The organism is Anatilimnocola aggregata (genome assembly GCF_007747655.1).
In the GTDB taxonomy this organism is placed as follows: Bacteria; Planctomycetota; Planctomycetia; order Pirellulales; family Pirellulaceae; genus Anatilimnocola; species Anatilimnocola aggregata.
In genome coordinates this window covers 3,133,519-3,148,121 of record NZ_CP036274.1, presented here as the reverse complement: position 1 = coordinate 3,148,121, position 14,603 = coordinate 3,133,519, and the positions used below count along the sequence as shown (strand labels likewise).

At 57.7% G+C, this 14,603-nt stretch carries 13 protein-coding genes; 12 read left to right on the top strand and 1 reads right to left on the bottom strand.

Features of this window, described 5'->3' with window-relative positions:
• Positions 1-143 precede the first annotated feature (143 nt).
• From ETAA8_RS11935 to ETAA8_RS11895, 9 genes are all read left to right on the top strand, one after another.
• Positions 144-905, top strand: coding sequence for a 2-phosphosulfolactate phosphatase (locus ETAA8_RS11935; protein ID WP_145088236.1), 762 nt, complete (start codon positions 144-146; stop codon positions 903-905).
• A 562-nt stretch (positions 906-1,467) separates the two neighbouring features.
• Positions 1,468-3,081: a glycine--tRNA ligase gene (locus ETAA8_RS11930; protein ID WP_145100438.1), complete on the top strand. Its 1,614-nt coding sequence runs from the start codon at positions 1,468-1,470 to the stop codon at positions 3,079-3,081.
• Positions 3,082-3,086: 5 nt separating this feature from the next.
• Positions 3,087-3,908, top strand: coding sequence for a sugar phosphate isomerase/epimerase family protein (locus tag ETAA8_RS11925; RefSeq protein ID WP_145088235.1), 822 nt, complete (start codon positions 3,087-3,089; stop codon positions 3,906-3,908).
• A gap of 88 nt (positions 3,909-3,996) precedes the next feature.
• Entirely contained in the window at positions 3,997-5,295 is a 1,299-nt protein-coding gene (locus ETAA8_RS11920; RefSeq protein ID WP_145088234.1) for a 3-keto-disaccharide hydrolase, read from the top strand.
• Positions 5,296-5,370: 75 nt separating this feature from the next.
• Positions 5,371-6,816 carry a phytoene desaturase family protein gene (locus ETAA8_RS11915; RefSeq protein WP_145088233.1) on the top strand — a complete coding sequence of 482 codons (1,446 nt, stop codon included), beginning with the start codon at positions 5,371-5,373 and terminating at the stop codon, positions 6,814-6,816.
• 11 nt (positions 6,817-6,827) lie between these two features.
• Positions 6,828-7,313 (top strand): DinB family protein, encoded by a 486-nt coding sequence (locus tag ETAA8_RS11910; protein WP_145088232.1) that lies wholly within the window; start codon positions 6,828-6,830, stop codon positions 7,311-7,313.
• 97 nt (positions 7,314-7,410) lie between these two features.
• Entirely contained in the window at positions 7,411-7,836 is a 426-nt protein-coding gene (locus ETAA8_RS11905; RefSeq protein ID WP_145088231.1) for a 3-hydroxyacyl-ACP dehydratase FabZ family protein, read from the top strand.
• A gap of 33 nt (positions 7,837-7,869) precedes the next feature.
• Complete coding sequence (locus ETAA8_RS11900) at positions 7,870-8,457, top strand: hypothetical protein (protein WP_145088230.1); 588 nt, start codon at positions 7,870-7,872, stop codon at positions 8,455-8,457.
• A complete protein-coding gene (locus tag ETAA8_RS11895; protein ID WP_145088229.1) occupies positions 8,454-9,272 on the top strand; it encodes an enoyl-ACP reductase FabI in 819 nt (272 codons plus the stop codon). Before ETAA8_RS11900 ends, ETAA8_RS11895 begins: the two co-directional genes overlap by 4 nt.
• A gap of 9 nt (positions 9,273-9,281) precedes the next feature.
• Here the strand turns inward: ETAA8_RS11895 and ETAA8_RS11890 are convergent, their stop codons facing one another.
• Positions 9,282-10,295: a hypothetical protein gene (locus ETAA8_RS11890; protein ID WP_145088228.1), complete on the bottom strand. Its 1,014-nt coding sequence runs from the start codon at positions 10,293-10,295 to the stop codon at positions 9,282-9,284.
• Positions 10,296-10,682: 387 nt separating this feature from the next.
• Here ETAA8_RS11890 and ETAA8_RS34585 point away from each other — a divergent pair, with 387 nt between their 5' ends.
• The 3 genes from ETAA8_RS34585 to ETAA8_RS11875 all read left to right on the top strand — a co-directional run bounded on the left by ETAA8_RS34585 (position 10,683) and on the right by ETAA8_RS11875 (position 14,595).
• Positions 10,683-12,638, top strand: coding sequence for a pseudouridine synthase (locus ETAA8_RS34585; protein ID WP_202921781.1), 1,956 nt, complete (start codon positions 10,683-10,685; stop codon positions 12,636-12,638).
• Entirely contained in the window at positions 12,635-13,504 is an 870-nt protein-coding gene (locus tag ETAA8_RS11880; protein WP_145088227.1) for a dihydroorotate dehydrogenase electron transfer subunit, read from the top strand. Before ETAA8_RS34585 ends, ETAA8_RS11880 begins: the two co-directional genes overlap by 4 nt.
• A 185-nt stretch (positions 13,505-13,689) precedes the next feature.
• Complete coding sequence (locus tag ETAA8_RS11875) at positions 13,690-14,595, top strand: polyphosphate polymerase domain-containing protein (protein ID WP_145088226.1); 906 nt, start codon at positions 13,690-13,692, stop codon at positions 14,593-14,595.
• Positions 14,596-14,603 lie beyond the last annotated feature (8 nt).

The following is a 14,603-nucleotide window of genomic DNA, read 5'->3' as shown; positions in this document are numbered from 1 at the left end:
CTGCATTTTGTCTCTATTGAGCCGGAAGCGTCAGCGCCCGGAGAGAATTGGCCCTCGAGTAAGAGAACTCTCCGGACGCTGACGCTTCCGGCTCAGCAGTCCAGGAGCTAAAGCCCACGCTACGAAGGTGAAGGAATCGACGCATGCCTGCTGGCAAGACCGTTCGCACTGTGGCCGTACACTTGTTGCCCGATTTGGTCGAGCCGCCACAACTGGCGGGCAAGACCGCTGTTGTCATCGACGTGCTCCGCGCGACGACGACCGTCGTCCATGCGCTGGCCAATGGCGCGCGCGAAGTGCTGCCGTTTTTGAATGTCGACGATGCACGCGCGAAAGCGAAACTCATCGGCGCTGGAGTCTTACTGGGCGGCGAACGGGGCGGCCTGCGAATCGAAGGTTTCCAACTGGGGAACTCGCCGGCGGAATATAGCGAGCAAGTGGTTGGCGGCAAGACGGTGATCTTCACGACGACGAACGGCACGCGGGCAATGCAACGTTGCAAGCTGGCCAAGCGTGTGCTCCTCGCCAGCTTCGTCAATCTCTCAGCCGTCTGTCGTGAATTGGCAGATGAAAGCGAAATCGACATTGTTTGCGCCGGCACCGATGGCCACGTGACTCGCGAGGACACGCTGCTGGCCGGCGCGATCGTCGATGATCTGTCGCGATTGACGGGCCTGGAGTTTAAGACCAACGACCAGGCCGATATCGCAGCCGATGCCTGGCGCTCCGCAGTCGGCGACTTGACCGGTACTTCGCCCCTCGGCCAGGCCCTGCGAGCCAGTCGCGGCGGCCGCAACCTGATCGACATTGGCCACGAGAACGATATCGACCTGGCCGCCCAGATCGACCAGTTCGACCTCGTTGCCGAATTGGATCTTACGAGCTGGCGGATTACGGCGAAGTAGCAAGTAGGTTACATCCGCCGGATGTAACCTTGATTGGCACGACAGCGCGTGTTCGCCAATCCAAGGTCACATCGGGCCGATGTGACCTACAGCAGAGCCAAAAACTGCCCGCGTCAGGACCAAGCTAGTCCACGCGACCTCGTATGATTGGAAGGTTTGCGTTCTTTGAAAAGTTGGTGGCTTGCTTGGGCGTTTTAGAGACATTGTCTCCAGCAGTTAATTCTCGCCTACCGATCGCAGTAGCAAATCGCCGTAAGTCGAGCGTACACACCCAAGGGGGGTGTCCAACAATGAATCCCATTGCTGGACGCGCGATAGCGTATTTCTCGGCAACGGCGCGGGTGAGTGTCCAACAATCGGGGTGATTGTTGGACAAGTTGGTTGAAACTGGCAGGTCGCGCTCGAGGACTTACGTCACAGGCGTTGTCAGGCAGGCGGACCCGTCCCCGGCATAGACCGAACCTGCCAAGAGAACGTACACTCTTTAGTTTCGCGGAAGAGCCTGACGCCGTGTCAGGACCGGCCATTTCACTTCCTTACAAACTGCCGACCTACCATGGACATGGAAAAACTGGTTTCGCTCTGCAAGAGGCGCGGATTTCTATTTCAATCGAGCGAAATCTACGGCGGCCTCAATGGTTTCTGGGACTACGGCCCGCTGGGCGTGGAACTGAAGCGAAACATCAAGGACGCCTGGTGGCGGGACATGGTCAGCGGCCACGACGACCTGGTGACGTTGCCCGGCGCCCCCGCCGCGTATGAAATGGTCGGCCTCGATTGCTCGATCATCATGCATCCGCAGGTATGGAAGGTCTCGGGCCACTACGACTTGTTTGTCGACAAAATGGTCGACTGCAAGGAATCGAAAGGCCGTTACCGGGCCGATCACATCCGCTGCTTTCCCGTCCAGATCGACGGCCAGACGGTTGGTTGGGTTTCGTCGATGAAAGAGCCAGAAGAGTTCGCCAAGGGACTCTCGAACACGTTTGATAAGAAGGTGAGCAAACTGTTCGGCGGCAAGGAGACGAAGATCGTCGTCGACAGCCACGTCTCATACTCGACGATCTCGGTACCCGATCGCGTGAAGGTGCTCGGTCCCGATGCGAGCGAACTGAACACGCTGACCGAACCGCGCGACTTTAACCTGATGTTCAAGACGATCGTCGGCGCGCTCGGCACCGAAGAAGATGCTGCATTTTTGCGTCCCGAAACGGCTCAAGGTATTTTCGTCAACTTCAAGAACGTCTGCGACAGCACGCGCGTGCGAGTTCCGTTCGGTATTGCGCAATCTGGCAAGAGTTTTCGCAACGAAATCACGCCGAAGAATTTTACGTTCCGTTCGCGCGAGTTCGAACAGATGGAAATCGAGTTCTTCTGTCATCCGAGCACGTCGCGCAAGTGGTACGAATACTGGCGCGATCGCCGGATGAAGTGGTACACCGATCTCGGCTTGTCGAGTGAACGCTTGCAACTGCGTGAACATCACCAGGATGAACTGAGCCATTATTCGACCGGCACTGCTGACATCGAGTATGCGTTCCCCTTCCTGCCGGCGGGTGAATACGGCGAGCTCGAAGGTGTGGCGCATCGTGGCGACTTCGACCTGCGCAGTCACATGGAAGGGAAGCTCGATCCGGATTCAAAGCCAGACTTGAAAGTTCAACTCGGCCCCGATGGCAAGCCGAAATGGCGCGGCAGCGGCAAGGATTTGACCTATCGCGACGAGTTGACCAACGAGCGGTTCACGCCGCACGTCATCGAGCCGAGTGCTGGTGCTGATCGAGCGACGCTGGCATTCTTGTGCGAGGCCTATCACGAAGACGAAGCTCCGGACGAGAACGGCAAGCTGCAGACGCGCGTGGTGATGAAGTTTCATCCGCGGATCGCGCCAATCAAAGTGGCCATCTTTCCGCTTGTAAAGAAAGAAGGGATGCCCGAGATTGCCCAGGACATTTATCGCAAGCTGAAGAAGCGGTGGAACGTCTTTTACGATGAGAAGGGCGCGGTCGGCCGGCGCTATCGTCGTCAGGACGAAGTCGGAACTCCGTTCTGCATCACCGTCGATGGCCAGACGTTGCAGGATGGCACAGTTACCGTCCGTGATCGTGATTCGCTCGAACAAAAGCGAGTGCATCAGGATCAACTGGTGGCTGAACTGGAAACACGACTGAGTTAACTTCCATGCTCGCCACCATCAGCCAGGTTTGTTCGCTCAACAGTCCGTTCGCCAAGGACTTGGAAGACTACGCTGCCGGCCATTGCGGCAGCGTAGAGATCTGGCTGACGAAGTTTGAAACATGGCTCGAGCAACACTCGCTCGACGAGTTTCGCCGGCTGCGAAACAAGCTCGAGTTGCAAACGCCAGTGGCCAGTTTTCAAGGTGGGTTGCTCGCCAGCCAAGGCGAGCGACGGCAGGAAGCCTGGCAACTGCTCGACCGCCGGCTGCAACTTTGTCAGCAAGCGGAGATTGGGACTATCGTCGTGGCCTGCGATGTGCCGCGACAAGGCTTCGATCAGCAGATGCTCGAAAGGGTGCTGGTTTCGCTGCAAGACCTGGGGCAGCGGTGCGGAAACCACGGCGTGCGAGCGGCGATTGAGTTTCAATCGTCGGCCGCCTTCGGCAACAACGTGAAGACGCTGGCGATGCTGCTGGCCGATCTCAATTTGCCGAGCTTGGGGATTTGTCTAGACGCGTTTCACTATCACACCAGTTCGAGCAAGCCGGCCGACTTGACTTCACTCACGAGCGAAAACCTGTTCCATGTGCAGTTGTGCGATATCGCCGACTTGCCGCGCGAACTGGCCAGCGACAGCCAGCGCATCCTGCCTGGCGAAGGAGACATCGATCTGGTTCCGTTACTCGATCGACTGCGGGCCATTCATTACACCGGCTGCGTCTCGCTCGAAGTCCTCAACCCACAGCTGTGGCTCATTCCACCGCTGCAGATGGGCGAAATTGGAATCACTTGTTTGCGACGGCTGCTGGGACAAGCGTCGATGTGATGCTGCGAAAAGTCAGCGGACCGGCGCTCATGGGATTGCTACAATGTTTCAATTAACCTCGTCTAACTCTCGCCAAGGTACTTACCCGATGCGATCGACTGTTCTATTCGCCACGCTTCTGGCTGTCGTGTTTAGCCTGCCAACTGCTGGCTGCATTGGCCAAGAATCAACGGTCAAGTTCACACCACCGCCAGCGAAGAAGATCGCCGAGCAGATCGCGCAGGCCGATAAGAGGCCGACCGACAAGGCAGAAACTCTGGTGGCGGCCAAGCCGGTGAAAGAGGCCCCTGCCCTGCTGACCGCAGATGAACTAAAGGACGGCTGGATCGCCCTGTTCGACGGCACGTCCCTGTTCGGCTGGCAAGCCCACAGCAAAGCCGACTGGCGCGTGAATGACGGAGCGATTGTGGTAGGCGGCGGCGAGAAAGGTTTACTTTGCACACATGTGCAATTTGCCGACTACGAGCTCAAGGTCGATTTTCGCGCTGCGAAGGGGACCAACAGCGGCGTCTTCCTGCGAACCTCACCAGTGGTAGGTAAGGAAGATGTCACGACCAAGTGCTACGAACTGAATATCGCCCCTCCCGAGAATCCGTTTCCCACCGGTAGTTTTGTAGGGCGCAAAAAAGCCGACGAAGTTCCCGACAGCCGCGAATGGCAAACGTTTCACGTCACGCTTGTCGGTGGTAAAGCCAAGGTCGATCTGAACGGCAAGACCGTGCTGGAGTATGTCGACGAAAAACCGGTTGGCCGCGGATACGTTGGCTTGCAACTGAACGAAGGTCAAGTCGAGTTCAAAAACATCAAGCTCAAGCCGCTGGGCATGACCTCGCTTGCCAATGGCAAAGACTTGACCGGCTGGAAAGATGTGGCCGGATCCAAGAGCAAGTTCACCGTAACCGAAGCGGGCGAGATCAACGTAAAGGATGGCCGCGGCAGTTTGGAAAGCGAGGCCACGTTCGGTGACTTCGTGGCTCAATGGGAATGCATCAGCAACGCGAAGGAATTAAACAGCGGGATCTTTTTCCGTTGCATTCCTGGCGAAGTGACCAACGGTTATGAGTGCCAGATTCACAACGGTTATAAGGACGGGGACCGCACGAAACCCAAGGATTTCGGCACGGGTGGCATTTACCGTCGAATTCCCGCCCGCATGGTTGTTTCGAACGACAACGAATGGTTCCACCAGACTTTGATTGCCGATGGCGCGAACATCGAGTGCTGGGTGAATGGTTATCCGGTCACAGCTTGGACCGATGAACGGAAGCCTCACACAAACCCGCGCGAGGGCCTGCGAACGGAAGCGGGTACGTTGCAGATTCAGGGACACGATCCGACGACCGACTTGTCGTTCCGGAATCTGCGTGCTGTGGAACTGGCAAAATAGTTGGAGTACCGGCTTTAGCCGGCCTTGGGAGTACTGGCCAATGCCAGTACTCCAACAAGAGCAGAAGGAATTTGGATGCCGAAGGATTTTCTCAAAGGTGCCAGCGACGAGTATGACGTGGTCGTCATCGGCAGCGGTCTCGCTGGCATGACGGCCGCGAACATCCTCGGCCGTGCGGGGCATCGCGTGCTGCTGGCAGAACAGCACTACAAACTCGGCGGCATGGCCACCTGGTTCAAGCGCCCCGGTGGTCACATCTTCGATGTATCGTTGCACGGCTTTCCATTTGGAATGATCAAAAGTTGTCGCCGCTATTGGACGGAGGAAATCGCCGAATCGATCGTGCCTTTGAAGAATATTCGGTTCGATAACCCGATGTTCTCGCTGACGACCAGCTACAACCGCGACGACTTCACTCGCTTGCTCATTGAGCGGTTCGGGATCGAGGCGGCAACCATCAAGGCGTTCTTTGATACCGCACGCGGGATGAACTTTTACGACGATCAAAAACTGACGACCGGGCAACTCTTCGAGCGGTTCTTTCCAGGCCGGCCAGATGTCGTTCGCCTGTTGATGGAGCCCATTGTTTACGCCAACGGCAGCACGCTCGAAGACCCGGCCATAACCTATGGCATCGTCTTTTCGAACTTCATGTCGAAAGGGGTTTATACCTTCGAGGGTGGCACCGATCGGCTTGTGCAGTTGATGCACGACGACCTCAAGGCCAGTGGGGTCGATGTGCGCATCAATTGCGATGTCGAAAAGATTCACATCGAGAACGACCGCGTCACAGGCGTTACCATCAACGGCCGCAAGATTGGCTGCCGAGCAGTCGTCAGCAATGCCAACCTGAAATACACCATCCTGAAACTTGCGGGCAAAGAGCATTTCGATCGCAAGTTTGTCGACGATGCCGAAGCGGTCCGACTCAACAACAGCAGCACGCAGGTCTATATCGGCCTGAAGCCGGATGAACGCGTGGACGAAAACATGGGCGACTTGTTTTTCACCAGCACCGCCAAGGAATTTCGCACCGATCTGCTGCTGAGCAAGGATGTCACCAGTCGGACGTATTCGTTCTACTACCCGCGCACGCGCCCGCAAGGCCGGCCGCGCTGCCTGATTGTTTCCAGCACCAACGCCAACTTTGCCGATTGGGCCAAACTTTCGGACGAAGATTACGAAGCCAGTAAGCAGGAGTTAATTGAGGGAACGCTCGATCATTTGAACAACTATATTCCTGGCATCCGCGAGCGGCTGGATCACGTGGAAGCGGCCACTCCTAAGACTTTTCAGCACTACACGCAGCATGTTGCCGGCGCCAGTTTTGGAACCAAGTTCGAGGGACTGGGAGTAAGCCGCGCATTGCCGGAACAAGTGAGCGGACTCTATCACGCCGGCAGCGTCGGCATCATCATGTCGGGCTGGTTGGGTGCGATCAACTATGGTGTGATCGTCGCCAACGATGTCGATGCACTGCTCATGAAAGCACCAGCGCCCCAGCCGCACGCGGCAGAATAACAGGCAGCAACATGTTCGAGCGCGAAACCAGACTCTCCCAGTTTATGGCTGGCTACCTACATAAAGTAGTCGGCGAGATGAGCGACGAGCAGTGCCGTCAAACAACGATTGGCGCGGTCAATCCACCTTCGCATGTGCTCGGCCACTTGGCGATCTCGAACGATAGTGCCTTGCGTTTGCTGGGTCAGCCGATGGTCTGCCCCAAAGCATGGCATACGCTCTTTGGGCCCAGCGCAATTCCCCCAGCACCTGATGCCTATCCGACCAAAGAGACCTTGCTCGAACGGTTCGAAGTGGGACACGCGGCCGTCTGTGCTGCCGCCGTTAAGGCCGACGAGGACACCATGAATCAATCCCATGCGATTGCTTTATTCCACGGCTCGCCTGTTGCGACCATTGGCGATCTGGTAGCCCTGCTCATGACCACGCATTTGTCGCTGCACATCGGTCAGCTATCGTTGATGCGGCGACAATTAGGACATCCGCCGCTGTTCTAACCCGCTTGCCCTAACCTGGGTGTCTCTTCGACAATGGTTCAATCTGCTGGCCGCAACGTTTCGCTTACTACTCTCTTCCGCCGGATTGGCCGCTTGCATGTCACTTGCCGAGATTCTGGATTCGATCCCACATCGCCCACCGATGCTGCTTCTGGATGAAATCGTCTCGCGCGAAACCAATCGTGTTGTCTGCCGCAAAACATTTCGGGCTGAAGAGTTCTACTTCCAGGGACACTATCCCGATTATCCGCTGGTACCTGGCGTTATTCTGTGCGAAGCGACGATGCAAGCCGGCGCGGTGTTGCTCAGTGAAGTCGCCCAGGCTACTAATTGCGTGCCGGTTGCCGGTCGACTCAACGATGTGAAATTCAAGCGGATGATCCGCCCTGGCGATACTGTCGAAATCGAGGCCAATCTCGACGACCGAGTCAGCGATGCCTACTTTCTGTCCGGCAAGATTCTGCACGAAGGAAAGCCTGCCTGCACGCTCAACTTCGTCGTTAAGTTGGCCCCTAAACAATAGTCCTTACAATACCCTTCAGCCGAAGCCCCGGTTATGTCAAAGTCCACTCCGCTCACCGCTCGTCCCAAAAAGCACCTGTACTTAAAGCGGGCAAACGATAAGCTCGTTTGCCACTGCCAGTGCGACGAAGCGCTGATCACTTTCCCGCCGCAGATGGATTGTCCCTGGTGCGGTTGCGGTTGGCTGTTCTGCTGCGCGAAGTGCCGCAAAGCGTTTTCATTTGCGGTCGCGGTGGAATTGAATGAATCGTGGGAAGCAACGGCCCTGCGCGATCTTCAGGGACGCGGGCCGGGTTTTGACGCTCCCACGGAGGACGATGTCGCGGCCTGGGTCGAGGCGATGCAAGTCATGTGCGAAGAACTGGAGTTGGGCGAAGAGTACGTCTATCTCGATGGCTGGTTTATCCCCACCACGGTCGAAGAGATCTCGATGGAAGGGATGCATTCTTATCACGAGATCAACTGCGTGCCGCAAGTCGAAGCCTTAACGGACAAATCAGTTGTCGAAGAGTTGCTTTCTAACGAAGAGTATTGGACCGAGAACCAGGTGCCCGAGGACGACGAGCACGAGCACGAAGAAGGTGAGGATGATGAGGACGAAGACGATGAGGAAGATCGATGAGTGACCCTCAGCCCGACTATTTGGGCCTCGCCGGCAAGTCGGTGATCGTCCTGGGCGTTGCCAATAAAAAGAGTGTTGCCTGGCAGGTGGCACAGGGATTGATCGCCTGTGGCGCAGAAGTCACGTTCGTCGTCCGCAGCGAAGAGCGCCGCGCCAGTGTGCAGAAGCTGATTGGCAGCCGGCCGGTTTTCGTTTGCGATGTCGAGTTCGAAGATCAAATTCAACGGCTGCGCGAGGACCTAATCGCAACCGGCAAAAAATTTGCAGGGCTGTTGCATTCGATTGCCTTTGCTGACTACAGCGACGGGATGAAGCCGTTTCACGAGACGCCCAAGCGGGCATTTCTGCGGGCCATGGATATTTCGTGCTACTCGCTAATGGCGCTGAGCAACGCGCTGAAGGATGTGCTGGCGGAAGATGCGAGTGTGGTAACTGTATCGATTTCGACGACGCGAATGGCCAGCGAGAACTATGGCTACATGGCACCGATTAAAGCAGCCCTCGACTCCTCGCTGGCCTTTTTGGCGAAGTCGTTCAGTCGTTTTTCGCGAGTGCGCTTCAATGCCGTGGGGCCGTCGCTGCTCAAGACCAGTGCTTCCGCCGGTATTCCCGGCTATATCGACTCGTATTTATATGCCGAGCAAGTGATCCCGCGTAAAGCAGCCTTGACGACCGAGGAAGCGGCGAATGTTGCCGTCTTCCTCCTCAGCCCGCGTTCATCCGGCATTCAAGCGCAGAATCTGATTGTCGACGCGGGCATGAGTACGAACTACTTCGATGCGGACGTCATCCGGCGCGCCATGCGGCCGGAATAGCAGTGCACGCTATCGTTTGCTCGCGGCCGGCGGCGTTTGGGCGGAACGGAGTTGCGGTGCCGAAGCGACATACAGCATCGGATCGTCAATGATCCACGGCGTCGAGAGCGAACGGCCGTCGTCCATGTTCATGACGTTAAAAAAGTAGGCCATGAACGTGTGCGCTCGCCAGTTATAGCTATACCAGGAACCGAGATGATCGGCTTCGGTCAGGTTATCGACACCGGCCCTCGAAAAGAAATGGCAGCGGCCATCGGGCGTGAAACTCATGCCCATCGTAATCCACGTTTCGCATTCGTACGTCGGACCAGGCAGGTCGCGGCCCCATTCGTCGCCGCGAATGCGAGCCCGCACGAAGGAATGTTTCTCGCTATTTTTTAGATCGAACTGCTGTTCGAGGAAGATGCCGGGCCAGTATTCGTCACTCTTCCCTTTCGGTGTATGCCCCATTAGGCCAGCGCGAAAGCCAAAGGTGTAGGCGTAACGCATTTCCCATTTCTCAGCGGCGGGCACGTACACTCGCACCACGACATTGGGAGTCCAAGACACAGGAATTTCGCTGCCAAAGCGTCCCTTCACATCTTGCAGCAAGTCATCCTGTTGATCGGCTCCCGACAACCGCCCGGGAACTCCCGAGTAGAGCGTTTGCATCATAATCGAACCCTTGCTCCCTTCGATGCCGCCCTTCGGCGTCGGCACTCGCTTCACGATGTCGGGAGTACCGCGTTTCGCAGCTTCCACCCACAGATAGTTCTTGCTCACACCCCCTGGAGCCCGGATGTTCTCGTCGATGTTGTAGCTGCTCTTCGGGTGCTGGGGATAGTAAATCCAATCGTCGGCTTCGAAGTCGTCGCCCGTTCGTGGCACGCGCGATCCCGTTCCTGGTACCACGACTCCCTTGAGTGATTGCTTCGGCAGCGGAGTACCCACCGGAACTTTAGGCTCTGCGTTTGCCAATTGTCCAACCGCCAGTGCAGCGGCGGAACCAAGCAGGAAGTGACGGCGTGAAACGGGGCTGGACATAGGCGACCATCCTCACAAGAGATGCACGGGATTGCGAACGGGTGTCAAACCGTACGGATTAGGTGGGCTGCAGCGGGAACGAACCGAGGCAGGAGATGGCGGTGCGGCCGGTAGGGGCGGAATGATCCGCAGCAAACGATTCATCGGAATATCAGGCTCCTTCCCTTTCGGCTTTTACGGCGAGGCGGCAGGGCTTGCCGCGCGACGGTCGACAGGCCCCTCAGTTCAGGGAGCATGCGACGCTGTTCGTTCATTCGCAGTTTGCTAGGAGATCCGCGGCGGCCATGGCTGTTTTCCCGTCATTCGGCTAAATTGATGGTTCTGCATTTGCCTGGAGGCACGCCGACAGTCGCTCCACGTGCTTCCCCTTTCCCTCGATTGGCTTCCATGACACGCCCCCGAAAAAGTCGACCTAACCAGCAGTCTCGCCCCTCTGGCCGCGCTGCCGCCGAACACGAAACCGCCGGTGCCCAGCGATTGCAAAAAGTGCTGGCAGCGGCAGGAGTTGCCAGCCGCCGGGACTGCGAAGAACTCATTCGCGAAGGCCGGGTGGAAGTGGACCGCAAGGTCGTGACGGAGCTTGGAACGCGAGTCGATCCCAGCTCGCAAGAGATTCGGGTCGATGGCGAACCCCTGCGGCAGCCTAAGCGGGTCTACTTCGCACTGAATAAGCCCGTCGACGTCGTCTGCACGAACTTCGACCCGTCCGGTCGCGCCCGGGTGATCGATCTGGTTCCGAACGACGAGCGCGTCTTTGCTGTGGGTCGTCTCGACCGCGCGAGCGAGGGCTTGATCCTCGTCACCAACGACGGACTATTTGCCAACCATATCACGCACCCACGTTATGGCGTGGAAAAAACCTATCTGGTCCGCGTGGCAGGACGCCCTGGTCCGGAAGCATTGGCTAAGCTCCGCCGCGGCGTGCATTTGGCCGAAGGCTTTTGCAAAGTTGAGTCCGTCGTGGTAAAGGGACGCCACAAGCAAAGCAGCGATCTATTGATGGTGCTCGATGAAGGGCGCAATCGCGAGATTCGGCGTGTTCTGGCGAAAGTAGGACACAAGGTTCTCAAGCTGAAGCGGATTGCCATAGGGGGACTCAAGCTCGGCATGCTCGAAACGGGCGAATGGCGGAAACTAAGCGGTGCCGAGATCGAATCACTCCTGGCAATCTCGCGGCAGAAGCGCAAAGAGAAGAAGAAAGTTCCCCCTCGGGAGCTCGAGACGGTTGCTGAGTCCACCGAACAGGTAGTCATTCTCGAACAGCCTATTAAAGCACCGAAGAAACGCCCCGCAGCGGAAGCTGCTATTCCGAGTGCCAGCCCTTCGACTCCAGCCAAAAAACCACCTAGTGCGAGTTCCATCGCAGCCAAGTTGCTCGCAGGCAAAGATTTTGAGGACGACGATGAAGACTTCCTCGATAGCTTCGCGGATGACGACTTTGATGACGACAGTGAAGAGGAAAGTGACTTCAGCGACGACGATGAAGACGATGACGATGACGAAACTACTCACGTCAAGCAAACCGTCATCATGGAAGAGATCACAGATGACGAGGGTCCGCCCCGTTCCGGCCCCGCTCCTCGTGGCGATGTGATCGACTTCGACGAAGATGGCCCACCGCCGCTACAGCCTGCTCGGGTGCGTGAACCAGCATCCACTCGCCCGCAACCGCGCCGGCGTGAAGAGACAAAGCCAGTCGGAAACAAATCTGCTGGCAACAAGGTTGCGGCCAGATCGGATCGATCGGGTCCGCTGCGAGCTGAACCGCGTACGGGGCATCGGTCGGCATCGGGACAAGAGCAGCGTCGGGGCCAACGACATCGACGGGAAGAAGAAATGCCCGAATCGCGGGGGCGTGGCGTACGGCAAGAGTCAGGGCGCAGTGATCGTCCCGGTGGCAATCGTGGGCGTGATGACCGCCGCAACCCAACTGGAGCGAGGCCCGCAGGATCGCGATCCCCAGGATCCAAGCCCGAAGGAGGACGTCGCGGACAACGTACGGAAGCTGCCCGGGTCGAAGGTGCTCGCGGTGAAGGCCGGCCTAACAAGGGGCGCGGCACCGGTCGTCCCGGTCAGCAAATGACCCGCGTCGCCGGTCGCCATGTCGCGATCAACCCTGAGGCTCCTCGCGGTGATGCGATCCGCAGTGACGAACGACCTGCCAAGATGCCACGCCGCCCCGGCAAGTTGGTGGCCGCTCGTCCTCAAGAGAATCGTGGAGCCCGGGGTAAGTATCCGGGCAAGATTACGGGCAAGGGAAAACGCGAGGACATCGGTGGCGGTGGTGGGGGCGGCAAGAATATCTTCGGCAAGCGCGTTCGCAAGAAAGGTAAGTCTTCATGAGCGTGGCTCACGCGCCCTATTTGGCCGACTCAGCAGTTCAGCGATCGGTCGAGATCGTGGAGAACATCGAGTTAGCTCGCGATACCTGGCGGGTCCGGTTTCGCTTCCCGGAACTAGCAGCCAAAATCACCCCGGGCCAATTCGTGATGCTGAAGCTGGCAGGCTTCAACGATCCGCTCCTGGGGCGCCCACTCGCTATGTACGACGTGCAGGGCAATGCGCAGGGCGAAGCGACGGATGTCGATGTTGTCTATCTCGTCAAAGGCAAGCTGACTTCGCGTCTTTGCAATTTGCAGCCTGGGCAACGGCTCGATGTTTGGGGACCGCTCGGCAATGGCTTTCAACCGCAGCCGACCGAACACTTGATCATGGTAGCTGGGGGCATCGGGCAGACGCCTTTTCTGGCACTGGCCAAAGAATACTTGGGGCTCGCCCGCTTCGGGTTGCCGCAAAGAAGTGCTCCTCCAGCCCGGCGAGTGACCTTTTGCTACGGTGCCCGAAACCAATCGTATTTCGCCGGGGTTGAAGACTTTGAAGCGCTAGGCGTGGATGTTCGACTGGCTACGGATGACGGCAGTCGCGGCAAGAAGGGACTCGTGACGGATCTGCTGCGTGAGGTGCTTGCGGAAGACCGCGGCCAACCGCGAATCGTCTGCTGCGGTCCAGAGCCGATGATGGAGGCCGTCTCGCTGTTGGCGGCACAGCAGCGGGTTCCGTGTCAAATCTCTTTGGAGACACCCATGGCCTGTGGCATCGGAATTTGCTTCACCTGCGTCGCCAAAGTGAGGGATGAAGATGGCGAATGGGATTACCGGCGCACGTGCGTCGAAGGACCTGTTTTCGATTCGTCGTGCATTGTTTGGTAGGTGACGAAAGTTCGGGCACAAACCTTTTTTTCTTAGGCCGGGGGGCGGGGGCTGTAATTTTCGCTTGCTAATTGCTGGTATGTTGAAACAGAATCACACCTTGCGACCAATTACACTGTATTGATATCGCCGCAGGCAGCGGCGGGCATTTGATTCAGATCACAAAGTTCTGTAGCGAGGGACGAATGCACGCAAGCGCAGAACCGGAGCGATCTCAGCCCGAATTTGGGCCGAGGATGACCGGTAGCAAGGAAGCAGGTGCAGCGTTGAGTTCAACAGTGTCGGGTTCTAGCAACACGACTCCCCCCAACCGCTCGCGGAGCGATCATCGTTTTGGCCAGTATGAGTTAAAGTTTTTGCTGTCTGAAGGACAAGCAGCACAGGTAATAGACTGGGCACGCATTCATATGGCCCGCGATCCTGTCGCCCTCTGCGACGAGAGCGAAATGTATCAGGTCCACAGCGTCTACCTGGATACTCCCGCGCTCGGCGTATTTGGCCGGGCGGGAGCACTCCGCACGCGCAAATATCGCCTCCGCCGCTATGGCCACGAAGAGACCATCTGGCTTGAGCGGAAAGCCAAAGTCAGAGGCCGCGTTAAAAAGCGCCGCACAGCCATTCAGGAAAATCAATTGGCTTGCCTTCATCAGCAAGCGCCACCGCCGCACTGGCCAGGACATTGGTTCCGCCGCCGCGTGCAGTTACGTCAACTCCAGCCTGTTTGCTCAGTCACCTACGAACGCTTCGCGCGAGTCGGTTTGACTCCCGAAGGGCCGATTCGCATGACCCTCGATCGCGCCATCGGCGGCAGCGGTTTGCTCGAGAGTGGTGTCGACAGCCAGCCCGCTGCAAACTGGGAAGTTCCTCGCAGTTCGCTCAGTGGACTGAACCGCCTGAGTGGTTTGTGCATTCTTGAACTGAAGTACCCCACGACACTCCCAGCGCTCTTCAAAGGGGTGATGAGTGACTTCACGCTCGATCCGCTCAAGGTCAGCAAGTTTCGCACTTGCATGGAGACCTGGGTCGTGCCGCCGGCAGAAGAAATTGCCGGCGATGTATCGGGCTCGGATGAATCGCGCGCAGTGGCCTAGGCCTGCTC